The organism is Pseudohongiella nitratireducens (genome assembly GCF_001642735.1).
Classification (GTDB): Bacteria; Pseudomonadota; Gammaproteobacteria; order Pseudomonadales; family Pseudohongiellaceae; genus Pseudohongiella; species Pseudohongiella nitratireducens.
In genome coordinates, this window is the sequence record NZ_LWHM01000032.1 from 78,721 (window position 1) to 98,917 (window position 20,197).

14 protein-coding genes are annotated in these 20,197 nt (G+C 51.9%); 9 read left to right on the forward strand and 5 right to left on the reverse strand.

What is annotated here, in order from left to right; all coding sequences use genetic code 11:
• Window position 1: 1 nt before the first annotated feature.
• From PSCS_RS12065 to PSCS_RS12075, 3 genes are all read right to left on the reverse strand, one after another.
• Window positions 2-1,378 (reverse strand): HlyD family type I secretion periplasmic adaptor subunit, encoded by a 1,377-nt coding sequence (locus PSCS_RS12065; protein ID WP_082866658.1) that lies wholly within the window; start codon window positions 1,376-1,378, stop codon window positions 2-4.
• Window positions 1,379-1,391: 13 nt separating this feature from the next.
• Entirely contained in the window at window positions 1,392-3,104 is a 1,713-nt protein-coding gene (locus tag PSCS_RS12070; RefSeq protein ID WP_068812364.1) for a type I secretion system permease/ATPase, read from the reverse strand.
• Between the two features lie 191 nt (window positions 3,105-3,295).
• Window positions 3,296-4,012, reverse strand: coding sequence for a Crp/Fnr family transcriptional regulator (locus tag PSCS_RS12075; RefSeq protein WP_068812365.1), 717 nt, complete (start codon window positions 4,010-4,012; stop codon window positions 3,296-3,298).
• Between the two features lie 168 nt (window positions 4,013-4,180).
• On the opposite strand from PSCS_RS12075, the gene PSCS_RS12080 reads away from it, so the two are divergent.
• The 4 genes from PSCS_RS12080 (at window position 4,181) to PSCS_RS12095 (ending at window position 12,332) form a co-directional block, all read left to right on the forward strand.
• Window positions 4,181-5,584 (forward strand): FecR family protein, encoded by a 1,404-nt coding sequence (locus tag PSCS_RS12080; protein ID WP_068812366.1) that lies wholly within the window; start codon window positions 4,181-4,183, stop codon window positions 5,582-5,584.
• Window positions 5,585-5,589: 5 nt separating this feature from the next.
• On the forward strand, window positions 5,590-7,647 hold the full coding sequence (locus PSCS_RS12085) for a CHASE2 domain-containing protein (protein WP_068812367.1): 2,058 nt from the start codon (window positions 5,590-5,592) through the stop codon (window positions 7,645-7,647).
• Between the two features lie 69 nt (window positions 7,648-7,716).
• On the forward strand, window positions 7,717-9,273 hold the full coding sequence (locus tag PSCS_RS12090; RefSeq protein ID WP_068812368.1) for a tetratricopeptide repeat protein: 1,557 nt from the start codon (window positions 7,717-7,719) through the stop codon (window positions 9,271-9,273).
• 362 nt (window positions 9,274-9,635) lie between these two features.
• Window positions 9,636-12,332 carry a beta strand repeat-containing protein gene (locus PSCS_RS12095; protein ID WP_068812369.1) on the forward strand — a complete coding sequence of 899 codons (2,697 nt, stop codon included), beginning with the start codon at window positions 9,636-9,638 and terminating at the stop codon, window positions 12,330-12,332.
• Between the two features lie 112 nt (window positions 12,333-12,444).
• Here PSCS_RS12095 and PSCS_RS12100 read toward each other — a convergent pair whose 3' ends face one another.
• A complete protein-coding gene (locus PSCS_RS12100) occupies window positions 12,445-13,254 on the reverse strand; it encodes a SapC family protein (RefSeq protein ID WP_068812370.1) in 810 nt (269 codons plus the stop codon).
• 237 nt (window positions 13,255-13,491) lie between these two features.
• Between PSCS_RS12100 and PSCS_RS12105 the strand changes: the two genes are divergently transcribed.
• From PSCS_RS12105 to PSCS_RS12125, 5 genes are all read left to right on the forward strand, one after another.
• Complete coding sequence (locus tag PSCS_RS12105; RefSeq protein WP_068812371.1) at window positions 13,492-15,027, forward strand: class I SAM-dependent methyltransferase; 1,536 nt, start codon at window positions 13,492-13,494, stop codon at window positions 15,025-15,027.
• 9 nt (window positions 15,028-15,036) lie between these two features.
• On the forward strand, window positions 15,037-15,858 hold the full coding sequence (locus tag PSCS_RS12110; RefSeq protein WP_082866660.1) for a SapC family protein: 822 nt from the start codon (window positions 15,037-15,039) through the stop codon (window positions 15,856-15,858).
• Window positions 15,859-15,899: 41 nt separating this feature from the next.
• Window positions 15,900-16,532, forward strand: a complete 633-nt coding sequence (locus PSCS_RS12115) for a hypothetical protein (RefSeq protein ID WP_068812373.1) — start codon at window positions 15,900-15,902, stop codon at window positions 16,530-16,532.
• A gap of 127 nt (window positions 16,533-16,659) precedes the next feature.
• The gene (locus PSCS_RS12120; RefSeq protein WP_068812374.1) at window positions 16,660-17,109 is read left to right on the forward strand and encodes a c-type cytochrome; all 450 of its coding nucleotides are present in this window, start codon (window positions 16,660-16,662) and stop codon (window positions 17,107-17,109) included.
• A 172-nt stretch (window positions 17,110-17,281) separates the two neighbouring features.
• Entirely contained in the window at window positions 17,282-17,653 is a 372-nt protein-coding gene (locus PSCS_RS12125) for a c-type cytochrome (protein ID WP_068812375.1), read from the forward strand.
• Between the two features lie 297 nt (window positions 17,654-17,950).
• Here the strand turns inward: PSCS_RS12125 and rep are convergent, their stop codons facing one another.
• Window positions 17,951-19,990, reverse strand: a complete 2,040-nt coding sequence (gene rep / locus PSCS_RS12130) for a DNA helicase Rep (RefSeq protein ID WP_082866661.1) — start codon at window positions 19,988-19,990, stop codon at window positions 17,951-17,953.
• Window positions 19,991-20,197: the final 207 nt, after the last annotated feature.

The following is a 20,197-nucleotide window of genomic DNA, read 5'->3' on the forward strand; positions in this document are numbered from 1 at the left end:
ATCAGTCTTCTCTAAAGCTTCGTGCCAGGGCGTTTGAGATGGGTTTCATCAGGTATTGCAAGAAAGTGCGTGAGCCTGTGGCAATAAACACTTCGGCCGGCATGCCGGGGATCAGTGTCAGGTTGCCCAGCTCTTCCATACCTTCGGGTGTTACTTCAACGCGAGCGGTGTAGTAGGACGCCCCGCTATTTTCGTCGACAAAACTGTCAGCAGAAATATGAATGACACGACCAAAGATGGCCGGCACTGAATTATTAAAGCTGGAAAAGCGAATGGTAGCTTCCTGATCCACAGCAACCCGGTCAATGTCGATGGGTTGGACACGGGCCTCCACCACAAGTTCATCAGACTGGGGGACGACCTCTGCCAATGGTGTTCCGGGGGAAATAACGGCGCCGACCGTATGAACCTGCATACCGTTAACAACACCCGTGACAGGAGATTTGACGGTAGTGCGGGTCAGGACATCACGTAACGCGGTCATGCGTTCACGGACATCTTTCAGGTTCGTTTGTGTTTCAGCCAATTGGCTGGCGACATCGTTCTGGAATTCGCGTTGCTGCTGCAGGATCTCCAGGCGTGTTTCACCGACCTGAATTTCAGTAGAGGAGATATTGGCCGTCATTTCGGCCGCCTCGCCACGCAGGCGTGAGGCATTACGCTCCAGTTCGCGCAGACGGGTCTTATCCGAAAAGCCTTCTTCTAACAGGGAGCGAACTTCGCCCAGTTCTTCCGAATAGGACGCGGCCAGCTCTTCGCGGCTTTCCTGCTGGGCGCGCATGCCCTCAAGGCGCGATCGCAGTTGTCCGATGCGCTGCTCCAGCACTTCCACACTGCCCTCGAGAGAAGCCTTGCGGGTGCGGAAAAGCTGCAGCTGGCCATTCATTTCCATTTGCGCGTTCAGATCACCGTTGGTCAGTTCCTCAGGGAACTCAATGGATTCTAGTCCGTCCCGCTCAGCGATCAGCCTGGCTTCCAGTGCGCGCAGGGCAGTGTACTGGCCGCTGGCAATTTCGAGCTGTGCCAGGGGCTGGGTATCGTCAAGAATCAGTAAGGGATCCCCTGCTGCAACACGGTCACCATTCTGGGCTACAATTTCGTTAACAATGCCGCCCTCAAGGTGCTGAACGACCTGTTTGTTAGAGCGCACGATGACTGTGCCCGGTGCATGGGCGGCCCCTTCAATCGGTGCCAGCACAGACCAGAGCCCAAAAACGCCGAACACCAGAGCGAAGATCAGCAGGCCAATGCGCTTGGGCATTTCCATGCTGGTCTCCACCTGAACGGCGGCTGTTGAGTCAGGCTCGAATGTCTGTAACTGCTTGCCCTGGTTGTTGGGCTTAGTGGGCAGGTCTTGTTTGGGTGTTAGATTGCTCATATTAGTTTGCCACTCAGTTTGCTGCACGCTGGGCGCCGGATGGCGCCATCAGGCTGGCCAGAATCTGGTCCTTGGGTCCGAAGCTGACCGGCGCGCCCTCTTTCATAACCAGTAACTTATCCATGCTGTGCAGGATCATGGTGCGGTGAGAGATCACGATAACAGTGCATCCAGCCTGTTTGATGCGTTGCATGGCAGACACCAGTTCGCGTTCCCCCTGGTCATCCAGATTGGAATTGGGTTCGTCCAGTACCAGCAGTCGGGGATTGTTATATACAGCACGGGCGAGGCCGATTCGCTGGCGTTGGCCACCGGAGAGAATGCCGCCGCTGCCACCGATAATGGTGTCGTAACCATTGGGCAGGTGCAGAATCAGTTCGTGAACGCCAGCCAGTTTGGCAGCGGTGACAATCTTGTCAGGGTCAATGTCGCCGAAACGGCAGATATTTTCCGAGATACTGCCACTAAAAAGCTCGATATCCTGTGGCAGGTAGCCAATGTAAGGGCCTAGTTCTTCCCGATTCCAGGCACTGACATCCGCGCCGTCGAGTCGCACTTTGCCAGCGGCGCTGGGCCAAATGCCGAGAATCGCGCGTGCCAGTGAAGATTTACCCGATGCACTTGGGCCAACGATACCCAATGCTTCACCGGAGGTCAGGTCCAGGCTCACACCTCTAACCACTGGCGTTCTGGAGCCTGGTGGAACAACTGTCACCTGCTCCAGGCTGACCTGGCCGGTTGGTGCCGGCAGGCTCATGGATTCGGGGGCTGGGGGAACATTGTTGAGCAACTCGCCCAGGCGCTCGTATTGGGCGCGGGCGACCGAGAAGCCTTTCCAGGTACCAACCAGCAGGTCAATTGGCGCTAACGCCCGGCCCAGCAACAGGGAACCGGCGATCATCATGCCGGGTGAGATTTCCTGGCGCAATGCCAGAAAGGCACCCAGGCCCAGAATCAGTGACTGAACGACCAGGCGGAACGTTTTCGAGGCACTGGTCAGTGCGCCCGCCCATCGACTGGCATCAGTTTGCATGATAAGGACTTCGTCGGACTGCGCTTCCTGGCGCTGACGAATATTCTCTGACATACCCATGGCAGCAATGACTTCAGCATTACGTATACTGCCGTTTACTTGTGCATTCAGGTGACTGGACTGGGTATTGGCATCTTTCAGTTTGCGAGTGGTCACTTTCTCGTTAATGATTGCCAGTACTACCATGACGATGCCGGCGAAAATGGCAACGATGCCAAACCAGGGGTGGAACAGAAACATGATGCCAACATAAATCGGAAACCACGGGGCATCAAAGAAAGCAAACAGGCCATTGCCAGTCAGAAACTGACGCAGTGAGGTCAGGTCGGATAAGGGTTGAGAGCTACCAGTGCCGCCGCTTAAGAGCGCATGCTTGAATGTGGCGTTGAATACCCGTTTGCGTAAATCCTTGTCAATTCGGTTACTGGCGCTGATCAGGATCATGGAGCGAACCCACTCAAAACCGCCCATGGCCATCATCATGGCTACCATCAGCAAGGTCAGCATGGTCAGTGTCGACAGGCTGCCTGAGGAAACGACGCGGTCATAGACCTGAAGCATGTAAAGAACGGGCGTCAGCATGAGAATGTTGACAGCGGCGCTGAACAGGCCAGCATAAATAAAGTAATGCTTAATGCCTTTAAAGGCTTCGGCAAGTTCAGGATATTGGGCTGTGTTTTTGCTGTTTTTCATGAAAACGACTTACATGGTTGAATTTGAGTGACGTCGCCATATTTACGGGCAGTGACGCATGTATGTTCAGCAGTATGTGGGGCTGGACCTGTGTTATTCAAGCCTGATGCCGCAAAACAGGCCAGATCCTGTCAGATCTGTTGCGCGGCGATTATAACCAGCACCCTGACAATTGACCATGAGCGCGCTCCTTAAAGCTCCTCCTTTCCTTCAGCCAGTCGCTGCAGGCAGGCTGCATCCAGGATAATTAATTTGCCAGGACCATCTCGTCTAACAATCTGCCGGGTTTGCAGTACCTGGAATACCCGGCTGACACTTTCGCGGCTCAGACTCAGCATGATGGCGATTTCCATATGCGTAGGCGGGTTGACTATTGCGACCTCTCCACTGCTGGGCTCTTTTGGGCCGGAATCGGTGTTGCCCGCCAGCAAAAACCAAAGCTGGCAGCAGACACGCTGGCTGATATTTGGCAGCCCCAGCAAAGATCGTTGCCGGGTCATCTGCCTGACTCGTGAGGCCAGTCGCTTGCCCAGTGCCTGCAGTAAGACCGGGTGCTCCAACGTGACCTCTCTTAATACTGACAGCGGGATAAATACCACCATTGCTGCCGTCAGCGCGATGACGTGCTCCGGTTGCGGGCCATCGTCAAACATGCCAAGTTCGCCGCAAAAGTCGCCCGGTTCGACAAAATAAAGCCCAACTTCCCGGCCATCAATGGTAAAATCGACACCCTGAAGTCTGCCTTCGAATAAAAAGCAGATGGCATCTTCCTGCTCTCCCGCGCTTAGCACAACGCCGCGACGGGCAAAGCGTTTGACTGCAGCCTGTTGAGCCAGTTGCGATAGCGTTTGCGCAGGTAAAGGCTTCAGACTGGGAAAAGCGCTCAATAATTCTGGTGTAACCAGCATGAAATTATCCCGGGGTTGCTTGCGCTGGTGCTAGTGGTTCCGTCCAGTCAGCGCTACCGGGGCATTATAGTAACCCCACATCGAATAGCAAACGTGTGACCCCAATCACTTATTCCTGATCCAGGTTACGGTACGCTATATGGCAAGCTTGAATGAGGTCTGTCCTCCATGAAAATCAAACAACTGAAATTAGCCTTGGTACTGGCCGCGTCTACCCTGGGTACTGTCGCTGCAATGACTGCCACACCTGCGTTGGCGGAGTCAGCTCAGCCAATGCCTGCAGTGGGCGAAGTCAGCCTGGTGCTGGGTGAAGCGGTAGTTATCCATGCTGATGGCAGTCAGTCCCCGGTCAGTCAGGGTATGAGCATCAAGGCATCTGACAATGTGCAGACGGCCAGTAATGGCCACGTCCATATTCATTTTGTTGATGATGCGCTTGTCAGTATCCGCCCGGACAGCCGTTTGCGAATCACGCAATACGATTACGATGCGTCGCAGCCAGAAGCTTCAACCATTCGTTTGAATCTCGATGAGGGCATCACCCGCGCCATTTCCGGTAACGGGGCACGTTCTGCCAAAGAGCGCTTTCGCCTGAATACACCGATTGCAGCGATTGGTGTGCGAGGCACTGATTTCGTGGTTAGTGCCCGTGATGAAGATTTACGTGCCCGCGTTAATGAAGGTGCCATTATTGTTGCGCCTTTCTCGGCCGATTGCAGTGCTGATGCGCTTGGCCCCTGTTCCGTCAACGGAGTTGAATTATCCGAGAGTAACTTGCAGATGGTAGCGATGAGCGGTCGAACAAGCTCGCCACAACTGCTGCCAGCGACGGTCGAACGTGACCCGGAGATGATTGAGGATGAAGCCAGCGTGATGGTGGCAGATGCCGATACGGGTGCGGAAGAAAAAGCAGCCGGTGTTGATGTTTATCTGGAGAATGTGACTGCGCAACGTGTTCAGGATGAAGCGGACAACATTACTAGCAGCGTTACACCTGAACCACCGCCAACGATTGCAGAAGTGGATTTCACGCCAGAAGTGGCGTTGACTGCCAAAGATTTGGCTGACAACCAGCTTGTCTGGGGCCGTTGGGGCGTTGCTAATGGGGATCTCGAGCGCATGACACTGGCAAAGGAAGAGGCCTGGCCAGATCGTGACCTGGGCAATATTGCTATTACTGACAGAAATACAGAGTATGTATTGATCCGTGATGCAGACGGGCGTCAGCGTGTGGACGCTGGTCTGGGGCAGATTGATTTCACCCTGAGCAGTGCGCAGGCGTTTTATCATGGCGAAGCTGGCGTGTCTGCCATGGCAGTTCGTGATGGCGCGCTGTCCGTGGATTTCAACGGCCGGTCATTCAGTACGTCACTGGATCTGGATCATGATGTGACGGGTGACATTCAGTTCACGGCCACAGGTAATGTTGACGAGCAGGGCTTTTTACGTGCCAATTCACAAACCGGTAAAGTGTTAGGTGCGACCAGTATCGACGGAAGTGAGGCTGGTTACATGTTTGAACAACAACTGGAAGCCGGTGGCATCCAGGGCCTGACACTCTGGGGTCAGTAGGTATCATGACGAACTTTCAGCAATTCATCAGTCGGGTTAATCCCCTGCGTCTGGTTTTAGGCCTGACGCCTTCGGCCGCGCGTGGTATCACGCTGGCGGTTGCGGCTGTGCTGACATTGCTGATTGTCTCCCTGTTTTCTTCAAACCTGGTGACGCTGGAAGAGCGCCTGGGTGCTCAGGGCTGGGTGATGTCAGCCGATCAGACGCCCGAAGAGCGTGTCACCATCGTTGCGATTGATGAACGCAGTCTGGCAGAAGTCGGTCCCTGGCCGTGGTCGCGCGAGGACATGGCGCGTCTGGTTGATGCATTGAATCAGGCGGGTGCCCGTCTGCAGATTCACGATATCACTTACCCTGAGCCCAGAGCCGGAGATGCGGCGTTGATCGCAGCGTTGAACAATGCGCCCGGCGCTGTTCTTGGTCAGGTGCCTGTATTATCAGGTAATGGTGCCGGTTATGTTGCAGGTCATGGCGTTAGCGCTGCAGGCACTGGCGGCTCGCTGAGCCAGGACGTTCGCACCGGACAAATGACCCACCCGGTTGCTGGTGGCGTATCCTGTGCAGCGGACAACACTTCAGGCAGTTATGTGGCTAACCATGCGGGGTTGGCAGGATTCGCTGCCGGCCATATCACGCCTCGTGTTGATGCGGACGGTGCCGTGCGACGTGTGCCTGCCGTGGTTTGTGTCGATGGGCAGGCTTATCCCACCCTGGCAATTGCTTCGTTACTGACGGCGACCCAGGCAGATAACTGGCAGGCCAGTATTCAGTCAGGCGAAGGCTGGCTGGCACCCGAGCAGGAAATGCACCTGGCGTCTTATCCGGGGCTGTCAATTCCACTGGACAGTAACGGCGATCTGAGAATTTCTTACCAGGCAGCCCCGGAAAGCTTCCGTGCAGTTTCTGCCATTGATGTGATCAATGGCGATATTCCTGATGGCATGCTGAGCAATGGCTGGGCGTTGGTCGGTGCGACAGCGTTTGGCATGGGTGACATTGTCCCGACACCTTACAACGGCTCCGTTCCCGGTGTTGAGCTACAAGCCCGTCTGATCAGCAGTCTGCTGGACGCCAACATGCCTTATACTCCAGCTGGCGCCACCATCCTGTTAATAATGTTTAGCCTGGTTGCTGCCGTGCTGTTGTTTGCCCTGGCCGCTTCGCGACGCGAATCCCTGACTGCCTACGGTTTGCCAGTCGCCGCAATACTATTGCCAGTGGCCGCCTTGCTGGTGCATTGGCAACTGCTGAGCTACAGCAGCATCTGGCTGGGCTGGATGTCGCCAGCCATTTTCACCCTGCTGGCAGCTACCTTGCTGTTGTTACTGGAACAAGGTCGCATCCGTGCAGAGCGCACACGCGTCTTTGGTAACCTGACCAGTTACCTGCCCAGCAATGTGGCCCGGGACATTGCTTTCAGCCTGCCGAGTTCGGCAATCAACGCACAGCGTTGTGATGTGACCTTGCTGAGTGCCGACTTGCGTAATTTTTCAGCTTTCGGTGAGGCGCGTCCACCGGAAGAGTCAGCGGCATTACTGCATTATTTCTTTACCCGGGCGGCAGAGATCATTGCCAGGCATGGTGGCCATATCCACGAATTCAAAGGCGATGGTCTGCTGGCAGTCTGGGAAGGGCAATCCAGTGCTGCCGCCAATGCGGCGTTCCACGCTGCCCAGGAAATGCAGGACAACATTCATAAAGAAATGCCACAGCAACCACCTGCAGGTCTTGAGCCGCTGGCACTGGGTATTGGTATTGAGCAAGGGCCGGCATTGCGCGGCTCCATCGGTCCTGCGCATCGCCGAACGCATACCTTGTTGGGCGACAGTGTCACTATTACCATGCGAATTCAGGAAATGACGGCAGAACTGGCCCAACCAATTCTGCTTGGTGAATGCATTGCTCGTCAGCTTTCCGGTCATCAGCTGGAATCCCAGGGTAGCTATTTGCTCAATGGCCTGCGTATCCCGCATGTGCTTTTTGCCCCGGCAACCGATAGTGCCGCGCTGCGACGGGCCCGTCAGGACCAGTTGAACCTGAAAGTCGTTTCCGGCGGCCGATAAACATCAAAGAAATGCAAGTTAGCCACGAGTCTTATTGCCTCAACGCAGGTGATTCAAGATAATGGCCGGATGTTTAAATTTCCCTGCCAATTCATTCAGCTTTTGTCCTCGGTATTCCGGAGCCGACAGACAACCACCTTGGCAGGTTTGCCTCTTCTTGCTTCGCTGACCTGTGCCGTCTCGCTGCTTCCGCATTCAGCACTGGCACAGCCACAAGAGCAACCCGGCTTGCCTTCTCAGGCACCGTTTCAGGCGCCATTGGCAGCAGAATCAAGTCAGGCCTGCCCTGACCTGACTCACTGGATCCGTCAGACAACATCCGTTAACTGGACAGTTGAAGATTGGGCAGCACTTGAGCCGCAACTGCGTTCTTTGCAAAGCCGATGTTTGCGCAACGTTGAATACTATGCCTTGCTGGGTGCAGCACAGCTCAATAGTGGCCGTCTGGTGTTAGCGCTGGAGTCGCTGGAGCGTGCATTACTGCTGGATCCACAGCATGGCGGCGCACAAATTGATTATGCCCAGGCGCTGTTTCGGCGCGGGGAGCTCTTTTCCGCCTTGTCGATGAACCAGCGGATCATAGACAGAGAGGATTTGCCGACAACACTCAGGCCGATGCTGACAGAGCGTCAGCGGCAATGGCGTTCCCTGACCAAACAGCGCACGCTGCGGGCCGAAGTCCAGGCAGGCTATGACAATAACCTCAATGGTGCGCCAACACCCAGCGAAATTACCTTGACGCTGTCCGGCGAGGATGTGTTGCTGGTATTGGATGAAAGCTATCAGGCCATTTCTGGGCCTTATATGAATGCTAGGTTAAGCAGTGCCTACCGGGAAATGGCACCCAGCAGCCAGCAAAACTGGATGTTTGATGTGCGTGGCCGGATTAGTGAAGACGAAGCATCAGACCTGGTGCAGCTGGACGGACGTTATGCCTATATCCGGCCCTCCCGGGAGCGAAGCTGGCAGGTTAGCGGCGGGCTCAGTCACTTGATGTTCGGTGGCAAGCCCTTGTATACGGCAGCGGAAGCCAGTGCACAGATCGCCAGTCAACGGGTACTGTCTTCCTGTACACCGTTTGCTGGAGTCGCTTCCCAGTATCAGCTGTTTCACAATCTAAACACTTTCAACGCCATTGAAAGCAAAATCACTGTGGGTGTGAACTGTCAAAGTGCAAGTGGTCTTAATGCACAGAGAAATGGCGGATTATTAGGTGGCGGGCAACCTCAGTCGAGTGAACCTTCAGACCGTCAATGGTGGCAGCGCATGCAATGGACACCGACAGTGAACATCCTGCACAGCGAACCTATCAAGAACAACCGACCCGGGAACCGGCGCACAGGCTGGCAAATTAGCCTGGACTGGCGGCTGCCGATCTGGTCAGGGACATTGAATGCACAATTCAGCCATACCGAAATGGATGACAGTGATGGCTACAACCCTTCGCTGGCAAACAATGCTGAGCGGGAAATTGATCGCAGTTATGCGTTGATTCAGTACCGATTACCAGTGACCTCGCAAACCACATTGCAGTGGAATGCTTTCTGGCAACGCCAGCACAGCAACCTGGATTTGTTCAAAAGTCGCGACCGCACACTGGAGTTTGGCGTGCAATATCGATTTTAGACGTGACCTGGATAACAATACCTGAATAAAAATAGCTGCTTAGCGCGGAAAGTTAAGAAAAAATCACTCATTGGGCGTTGCCTTCAATGTAGACACAAGGTAATATCCCTGCGCAAGTCCTCTTATATAAGGAAGAACTCTATATAAGTGTGATCTGCCAGGGTGCATGAATTAGCGTAAATACTAGTAAAACGCTGATAATTGCTGGAATGCGCAAGTCGATTTTCAGCTGTGTGACGACAGTCACAAGCATTTTATATTGACTTGAGTATCCTTGGCATAACCGAATTGGGGTCATCTGCTGATGTCGGCGTGTCGCAATCGGATAAAACAATCTGGAATTAAAACCAAAGGAGTTACAAATGGCGATTTCAATCGAAGCTCGTGAAGATCTCGTCACCCTGGTAGTAGGTATGTTTGATGCCGCCCCGGGTGCAGCAGTACTGACTGATTTAACAGTAGCCTATGAAGCTGGCATCGCTGGCGGCGCTAGCTCAGCTGACGTGATGGCCAACATCGCAACAAGCCTGGCTTCTTCTGATTTTTACAAATCAATTTACCCAGAGTTCCTGACTAACTCTGAGTTCGTTACTAAACTGGTTGGCAACCTGGCTGGCGACACGCTGGACGGAACAACTAAAGCCGATGCAAGCGCTCTGCTGCTGGCTCAGCTGAACGGCATGGACACGTCTACTGCTGCTTCTAAAGCTGCTGCACGTGCCGCTGTAACAATGACTGCTATCGCTGCCATCGAATCAGCTGCTGCAGACGACGAAACTTTCGGCGATCTGAAAACTCAGTTCACTAACAAAGTGGAAGTTGCTACTTTCTATTCTGTTGATCAACAGCAGAACATCTCTGATCTGGCAGACGCTCAAGACGTGATCAAGAACGTTGATGAGACTGATGCAAGTGTTGATACTGCAAAATCGGATATTACTGGTGAAACTAACTCAGGTGAGACCTATTCACTGACTGGTGGTGTTGACTCATTAACTGGTACTAACTTCAATGACACCTTTACTGCATTGTCAGTACAAGGCAGCACTAGCACTGCTACTACAACTTTCAGCAGCTTTGACGCTATTGATGGTGGTGACGGTGAAGATACATTGAACATCTACACCACTGGTGCAGACAACAAATCATTCCCAGCTAATGCAACGGTTAAAAACGTTGAAATCATCAATGTTCATAACAATGCAGCAGCTGCCGCCCTCGCTGACGCATCCAAGTTCACTGGTGTTGAACAGCTGTGGCAGATCGGCAACAACGCTGCGAACGTCACTAACCTGACAGCAGCAACTACTGCTGGTTTCAAAAACTCAGCTGCAGGTACTGCGTTCAGCGTAACGCCTACTACTTCAGCTGCTACTGCAACCGTAGCCTTTGACGGCGCAAGCAACGTTGGTGACACTAGTTCACTGACAGTTGGTGCAGCTGGCGGTGCAAGCACGGCTCTGGCTGAAGTTAGCATCTCTGGTACTTTGGCAACTGGCTCAGCTGACCTGGATACTACTATCAACACAGGTTCCAAGCAGACTACACTGACACTGAACGCTGGCACAGATGTTGACCTGACTATCGGTACTGCAGCAACTGTTAACTTGGACGCTTCAGGAAGCACTGCCAGCATCGAGTACACTGGTGGTAACAGCACTCGCAGCATCAAGTCTGGTTCAGGCGCTGACGTTATCGGTACAACTACTGCGACTTCAGCTACTGTTGCTTCTACTGTTGAAACTGGCGCTGGCAAAGACAGCATCACTATCAACAACACTGGTTCAGGTACAACTACTGTAGAAGCTGGTGAAGGTAACGACACTGTTACTGTTACTGCTGTAGGTTCTGGTAAGACAACCATCAATGCAGGTGCTGGTGATGACACTGTATCTGTTGCTGGTGGTGTTGATTCCATCAAGACAACTGATGCTTACGACGGTGGCGAAGGTACTGACGTACTGAGCGTTGCTGGTAAAACGTTCGACGCAGAAGACTACATCATCCTGACTGACGTTGTGACTGGTTTTGAGTCGCTGAAAGTGACTGGCGGTACTGCTGCTGTCGTCAATGCGTCCAAGCTGACTGGTTACACTACGTTTGATGTTGCAACGACTACATCTTCTACACTGACAAAAGTTGCTGCAAGCCAATCTGTAACTGTCTCTGACGGTGGTGCTACAGTTTCTGCTAGCGGTTATGTTGCTCCTTCTAAAGGCGTGAATGTTGGCACACTGGCTGGCACATTAAACGTGACTTCTACTGATTCAGGTAACACCATCACGGCTAACGCTGAAACTGTTAACCTGACTGTTGCTCCTGCAAGCAGCAACAACGACGGTAAAACAGACACGCTGACCACTACGCTGACTGGTGATGCAAAAACAGCTAACGTAACCCTGACTGCCAAAACAGATAACGCTGGTACAGCGACTGTAACAACAGACGACGTTTACGAAGCTTCTAACGTGGCTATCACAACGTCTAACGCTGCTGGCGGTATGGACGGACTGACTAGCGTTACACTGAGTGGTAACGGTACAGCCACTATCACTAACGCTGCTAGCACTGCGCTGGCAACTGTTGATGCAAGTGGTCTGGCTTCTGTTACAACTGCTGGTGCAGCATCAGCTGGTCTGACTTACGATACAGCTAACGGTTCAGTTGCTGAGACAGTCACGCTGGGCTCTGCACTGGATGACATCACTGTTGAAAACTCAACTCAACTGACCACTGACACAATTAATGGTCTGAGTCTGGTAGCACAGGCTGGTAGCACAACGAAAGTTGATACTGCCAAGTCTGACGACCTGACAGTTGAGAATGCTGGCGTAGCGATCACTACTTTCGCTAAGACAACTACTACACAGACCAGCCTGAACCTGGCTCTGGTTGATCTGGCAGCTGCAGCTGCAGATAACGTTGTCTTCCAGTTGGGTGGTGACACATACGTTTACTCTGATGTAAACACAGACAACATCCTGAACGACAGCGACATCGTTGTTAAACTGTCAGGTACTGTTGATCTGGATCTGCTGATCGATGCTCTGAACACATAAGTTCTGAGTTAAATCGAGCAATAAAAAACCCCGCGAAAGCGGGGTTTTTTTTATGCCTGAGAGAGGTGCTTAAACCTAAATCAGCAATGGCAACACATGAAGTTATTGGTGCCTATAAATTATCAAAATTCAGACTGTCATCATTACTGGCACCCAGTTTCAAGTCAGTGATGCCTGCTGCGTTTTCTGAACCTGCCATTTCAGCTTTCATTCGTTTCAGGTATGAGAGATGGTTCATGGAAATCATTTGGCAATAAGCTAAAGCAAGCCCCCCCTTATCACGAAGATTGACGAGTTGATTAGCTGACAGCTCGGCTATTTTTTGTTCGTTTATTCGGTAAAAACCTTGAACGCGTACCCCTTCACCTTGTATTTCCATGGTGATATCCCAAGGGACAATCAAGCCCAGTTCATCTAATAGCTTCGCTATGGATTGTGCCTGTTTTAGCCCGTTCCAACGTTCAACAAGGCCATCGAAAACTTGTTTTATTAATGGTGATAACTCGTTTTGATCAGAAAAGAAAGGCTCGGCGCTACTGTCTTCTTTAATCTGGTTGTGTGAATTATTAAAACAGAGAATTAACTGATCCTGTTCATTTTGTACCAGTACAAAAGGATGGAAGCGATAATTGGCTGGAACATAATTGGAATGCCACTGACCGTCAGCTGAGACCAGAACGTTTTCCTGAGGTTGAAAGCCTTGAACAGACACGAGTGTGAAATCGCCTTTATCATTTCGCATAAAAGCCATTGGCAAATTGGCTGCGGCTTTTGATGCTTCACTCAAACTGAGTTCGCAGGCTGTGTCAGCGGCAGCAAACCAGAAACTGCCAATCTTGCTCCAGGTTTTACCTGTCACTGTTTCAGGTGCTATCGGTATTATGCCAGTTGGTGTCTCAGCTTGATTATTTTCATCACTCATTGCTTTATAGATTCCTGTTTTGATCATATTGCACTAAATATCAAAAGACCTTAATGCAAAAACCAGCTTATCTACAAGCTTGTTGATGTGTTCTTTGCATTAGCTGACTGGAATATAACTCTCACAGAAAAAAAAGAGATTTCTATAGAGACTGGGCGCCATAATTACTACAATCTTTGGATTGATATAGCAAAGTCACCTCGTAATGGACAGAAATAAAAGGATCTGGAGAACATCATGAAAAACTGGACATCAGGCTACATGGCCGATATTGCATATACATACGGCTATTATACTGAATTAAACCCATTACGAATCAAACTGGCATTTCTAAGCCAGGGCCTGGAATACCCGGAAGTTGGGACTGCCTGCGAATTAGGTTTTGGTCAGGGTGTCAGTACTAACCTGCACGCTGCCGCTTCGGTAGTAAGCTGGTCAGGTACGGATTTCCATCCCGGCCAGGCTGCCTGTGCCCAGGAGTTTGCAGATGTATCTGGCAGTAAAGCCAAATTATATGATGACAGTTTTGAAGAGCTTGCCGCGCGTGAAGATTTGCCTGAGTTTGACTATATCGCCATGCATGGTATCTGGAGCTGGATTTCCGACCATAATCGTTCTGTGATTGTTGATTTCATTAAGCGCAAATTAAAAGTGGGTGGGGTTCTTTACATAAGCTATAACACGCTCCCAGGCTGGGCGCCGTTTGCACCGATGCGTCATTTGATGACCAAGCATGCTGATATTATAGGTGCTGATGGTAGCGGCATTGTTTCAAATATCGGCGGTGCAATTGAATTCGCTGAAAAACTGCTGGATACCAACCCGGGTTATGCCAGGGCGAATCCGCAAATTGGTGAACGTCTGAAGTCGCTTAAAACTCAAAACCCACATTATCTGGCGCACGAGTATTTCAATAGCGACTGGCACCCCATGCATTTCACCACCATGGCTGACTGGCTGGAGTCGGCCAAGCTGACATTCGCAGGTTCAGCTCACTTTCTAGATCATGTGGATGCCTTGAACTTGACGAAAGAGCAACAGGAATTTCTTAACGAAATTCCCGACATCATGTTCCGTGAAGCGGTTAGGGATTTCATGATCAATCAGCAGTTTCGACGGGATTACTGGGTCAAGGGTGCGAGACAATTGTCGAAACTGGAGCAGGCAGAACGCATTAGAGAGTTACGTTTTATTCTTGCCGTACCAAGGGACGATGTCCCGATGAAAGTGAAAGGTTCGCTGGGTGAAGCGAATATGACAGAAAACATATACACACCTATTCTGGATGCAATGGAGAGCAACAGGATTCATACCCTGGGTGAGTTGGAACAGGCAGTAGAAGCCAGCCGGGTAACATTTGCACAATTGTTGCAGGCGATCTTGGTGCTAAGTAGTCAGGGCTCCGTGGCAATCGTGAATGAAGAGAATGTCATTAAACAATCGGTGAAACAGTCACAAAATATTAACCGCTACCTGATTAACAAAGCACGTAGCAATGGTGATATTGGCTTTCTTGCCAGTCCTGTCACTGGAGGAGGCATCTCTGTAGGTCGGTTCAATCAATTGTTCCTGCTAGGCGTCTTACAAGGCAAGAAAGAACCCGCCGAACTGGCAGAAACGGCTTGGCAAATACTAGCCATGCAAGGACAAAAAATAGTGTCCGAAGGCAAAGCGATTGAAAGCCCTGAAGATAACCTGGCTGAACTGACTCGCCAGGCTACTGTGTTTAAAGACAAAATGTTGCCTGTAATCCGAGCCTTAAAGATTTTCTGATCCAATTTCATGACAGACTGGACCCCCCTAAACCGTCAGCGCCATCAAACGATGCGCTGGCGGCCTCGTCGCGACTATCTGCATTCCTCAGGCCAATCACTGGTTCCTGTTCTGCTGGGGGAGCTGGGTCAGTTGATGTCAGCGTATACCTTGGCGTTTTCTGAGCAAGGCGGTGAATTTGCTACTGTTGCCATACTGGGGCTGGGACAGGCAGAGCATTTCTATATGGGCCCGAACGGGCAGTGGCTGGCTGATTATGTGCCGGCGACACTTCGTGCCTACCCTTTTCAGCTGCTTGGTGCAGGTGAGAACAAACATGCGTTGTGTATCGATTCAACGCAGCTCAATGAAGATGAGGCCATGCCTGCGATTTTTGCGGGTGATGGTACGATGGCAGAGCCAGTCCAGGAGATGCTGACGTTTCTGCAGCACTGTGAACAACAGCGCATAGCAACCGCACGGGCTTGTGCCGCATTGGCTAAACAGGCGTTAATCGAGCCCTGGCCAGTAACCCTGGCTAATGATGAAACTGTTGAATCTGTTGGTAAAAAAACTGTCCAAGGGTTGTATCGCATCAATGAAAGCGCATTGAATGCACTGAATGGTGATGTGTTGGCTGAGTTAAGAAAAAGAGGTGCGTTGGCATTGGCTTATGCACAACTGCTTTCCACGCCTCAGCTACAGCAATTACCCAAAAGAGCGCAATGGCAGGCGAAGCTGCAAGCGCATGCGGCACAGGTAAAAGGGGCTACCGCGCAGTCCGCTGGTGATTCCGGCCTGACAGAGTTGTTCAGCGAGTCAGATGGTTCGTTGAATTTTGATGACCTGTAGTTTATTCACGTAAGTGAGATGATGAAGTAAAAGGGCCTGTAATGAGTCGAGTGACCTATCCGATCAGCCAGCAAATCAAAATCAGCTTCAGTGCCTTTGAAGATCGGCTGATCGTGCGAGCCAATCGCATGGAGGCGGAGCCAGCAACGATACTGTTGTCACGCCGCATGACACTGTTGATTCTGCAACAATTGCTTAAACAGCTCACCGAGATGTCCGAATTGGGTAAAACCCCGCGTGAATACTGGCACGATGTTCTGCAAATGAGTCATCAGCATGCCATGCAGGCAAAACACGAGCAGGATAAGGCCCAGGCGGAAGCCGCACAAAATGGCACTAATGAAGACGGCAGCAGCCAGGAAGCATTGTCTGTCAGTGAACAGTCCATACAGGATAGCACCCTGTATCTAGCGACAGAGTTAACGGTACAGCCTCGTGACAAAGAGCTGATGCTTGCCCTGAAGGGCTTGCCTATGCCTGCTGCCATGACTGAGCGAACGACGCATGAACCCATTCTGGCTATTCCTCTGCAGAAAGAAAATGTGCACCAAATGATTGAGTTACTGATGACGCGGGCTGCGGATGCGAAATGGGATTTGCCGCTGGAATTGCCCTGGCAGGACGCAACAGATCAGCAAGGTGGCAGCAGTGTTGGCGCTAGACTGGACAACTGAGTTATAATCGGTGGCTGAATTGTGTCTGCAGCGTTAATGCAACGACAATCGCGCAGCAGCAATCTCACCGAATGAGCCATATTTTTTGCAAGCTAATAGCAAGCAACACCCAAGTTAGGAGTTAACCATGTTGAAGTTGGGCCTGAAATCCCGCGCCGTCAAATTAGTGCTGATTGCCCTGGGTTTTTCCATTGCCGGTGCCGTTGTGGCACAGACGCGTGACGAAGTTATTGCCGAGCGTATTGCGCCAGTTGGTCAGGTTTGCCTGCTGGGTGAAGAATGTGCACAGGGCCAGGCTGCTGCATCAAGTGGTGGCGCAGCTGCCGGCGGTGAGTTTGACGTCACTGCAACATTTGATCAGAACTGTGCAATGTGCCATAACACTGGCATGGCGGGCGCTCCCCGTCGTGACGATACGGCCCACTGGGAAGCACGTCTGGCCGATGCTGGTTTTGACACCATGGTAACGAACGCCATCAACGGTGTGAATGCCATGCCACCACGTGGTATGTGTACAACCTGTAGCGATGAGAACATCGCTGAGCTGGTGCGCTACCTAAGTGGTACCGAAGAATAAAACTGAATCCTGTTCATCCTGGATTCAGGCTTTGCCGGTTACGCTGTCAGTCTGTCATGTTTAAAGCTATCGCTTTAAGCACTGAAGACACTGCAGTAGTAAGCCAACGCCAATGTCGGCGATTTTAGCCAGGTCACACAAGGGTGACCAAGCAACTGGGGGTGATAGTAAGATGAAGGCAGTACAACTTGTTAAATCCGCAATCGCAATGTCTGGCCTGACACTGGCCATCGTGGCCGCTAGCAGTGCTTCTGCAGAAGCACCTCTGACATTGGCTCAGGTTTCTGATGGTTTTGATCCGGCAGCTACCTATGCCCGATCATGCGGCGCATGCCACAACAGCGGCGCAGCAGGCGCACCTCGCCTGAGTGACACAGAAGAATGGCAAGCTCGCCTGGAAGAAAAAGGCAAAGATCAGTTGCTGACGCATCTTATCGAAGGGTACAACAACATCATGCCAGCCAAAGGCATGTGCTTCACTTGTACCAATGAAGAACTGGCAGTCGTACTTGACTATGTACTGACTGAGAGCGGCGCTGAATAATCCATCTTGCTTTTAAAGTGAGCTGAGTTCAGCAAAAAAACCGGCGATGCCTCAGGCTTCCGCCGGTTTTTTTATGTCTGGTGTTTGCCCAAAAACCCGGAGTGGTAGCACAAGGTCAGGGCATCATATATCCGAGGACAGACAGTAAGGCCACGCTTAGCGCATCAGGCATCGCTCGGAACAGCGGGCGGACTGTTTGAAGCCGTCAGGCTGAGTTTCCGCCCGCCGAGCGATGCCTGATGTGCTGTGGCCGTCTGCCCTCGGATATATGATGCCCTGACCGCTGCTTATCAAGAATCAGGAACCCAGCAACGACCGCAAACCAGCCAGCGCCTCCTCCCCTTTCTGCTGCTTCTGTTCTGGCGTGCTGGGATTTCTTCCTTCCCACTGGAGTTGCTCGGCAGGCAGCTCATCCAGAAAACGGCTGGGTGTGGTCGGCACAATTTCGCCGTACTGCTTGCGCTTGCGCGTCAGCGTGAATATCAGCCCTTGCCTGGCGCGGGTGATACCCACGTAAGCCAGTCGACGCTCTTCTTCAATATCGTCTGACTCAATACTGTTGCGGTGGGGCAGCAACTCTTCTTCCATGCCCATGATGAAGACCCAGGGGAACTCAAGACCTTTGGCGGCATGCAGTGTCATCAGCTGAACCTGGTCAGTGATCGCTTCCTCTTCCTGGCGTTCCAGCAAATCGCGAAGAATCAGCTTGTTGATCGCTTTCTCGATAACGGAATCCGTATCATCTCCCGCTTCATTATCCTCTTCAGCCTGCTTGATGCCTCTGGCCAGTGACTCCAGCAGCAACTCGACATTGCCAACCGCGCGTTCGGCTGCTGCCGGTGTGGCAGCGTTTTGTTGCAGCCAGCCGTCGTAATCCATGTCATGCAGCATATTACGGATGACTTTAATGGGATCGGAACGGTGGCAGCGTTGATGGATGTCTTCCAGCCAGCGTTTGAACTGCTGCAGTTTTTCGACCTTCTTGGCGCCGAGAATTTCCTGAATGCCCATTTCATCGCAAGCGGCCATCATGCTGATGCCTCGATCATTGGAGTAGCTGCCCAGGCCTTCCAGAATGGCAGGTCCGATTTTGCGACGCGGTGTATTGATAATGCGCAGGAAGGCATTGTCGTCATCCGGATTCACCAGCAAACGAAGGTAGGCCATCAGATCCTTGATTTCGCTGCGGGCAAAAAAGGAGGTGCCACCGCTGATCTGGTAAGGAATCTGGTGACTTTGTAATTTGATTTCCAGCAGGCGTGCCTGGTGATTGCCGCGATAGAGCACGGCGATATCCCCGAAATCAAGCCGCTTCTGAACACGCAGGGTGAGGATTTCGGTGGCAATGCGCTCTGCCTCGGCTTCCTGGTCAGTCAGCACTAACGCACGCATCGGCTCACCCATGCCCAGCTCACTCCACAGTGATTTTTCATACACGTGAGGGTTGTTGCCAATCAGCGTGTTAGCCGCGTTCAGGATGGTATTGCTGGAGCGGTAATTCTGCTCCAGTTTAATGAGCTTCAGCGTTGGATAATCTTCCTGCAACAACAGCATGTTTTCCGGCCGGGCACCACGCCAGGCGTAGATAGACTGGTCGTCATCACCGACCACGGTGAGACCGTTGCGGATGCCAACCAGCAGTTTAACCAGTAAGTACTGACTGGTGTTGGTGTCCTGGTACTCATCAACCAGCATGTAATGCACGCGCCGCTGCCAGCGCTCCAGCACATCGTTATTGGTCTGGAACAGATGCACGGGCAATAGAATCAGGTCATCAAAATCGACCGCATTAAAGGCACGTAAATGTCGTTGATAGGACGCATAAACTCGCGCTGCAAAGATGGCATCCGGCTCAGTCGCCTGCGCCATGGCATCTTCTGGCATCAGCAGATCATTTTTCCATTCCGATATCTGCCACTGCAGCAAGCGAAGTTGGTCATCACTGACATCGGCTTCCTTGAGCATCAGGCTTTTCAGCAGGGACTGGGCATCCTGAGCATCAAAGATGGAAAAGCCGTTTTTCAGGCCGAGATGATGACGCTCGTGGCGGATGATAGTCAGCCCAAGATGGTGGAAAGTGGCAATGGTCAGCCCGCGGGTATTGCCCCCGCCATTGCTGCGCACCAGGCGCCCTACTCGCTCCCCCATTTCCTTGGCGGCTTTATTGGTAAAGGTCACGGCGACAATGCGATTGGCGGGAGTGCCACACTCATTAATCAGGTATGAGATTTTCTGCGTGATCACACTGGTTTTGCCGCTGCCGGCACCGGCAAGCACTAGCAAGGGGCTGCTGATGTAGCGCACCGCTTCCTTTTGTCGAACGTTTAGTTTATTCACAACTTTCCAGATACAATAGTGCGGGATGAATCAATCGGGGCTGGAAATCAGCATCATTATTATACATGATGCGCCCCCTGTATTTTTCATTCTGTGAGCCAGTTCAAGTTAAATAGTCGGATCCGGTTGAAGATTACCTCTGAGTGGTCGATAGCAAGATACGAGGTCTCCGGCTTCAGGCCAGAGGCTGGGGGAAATTTAATGGAT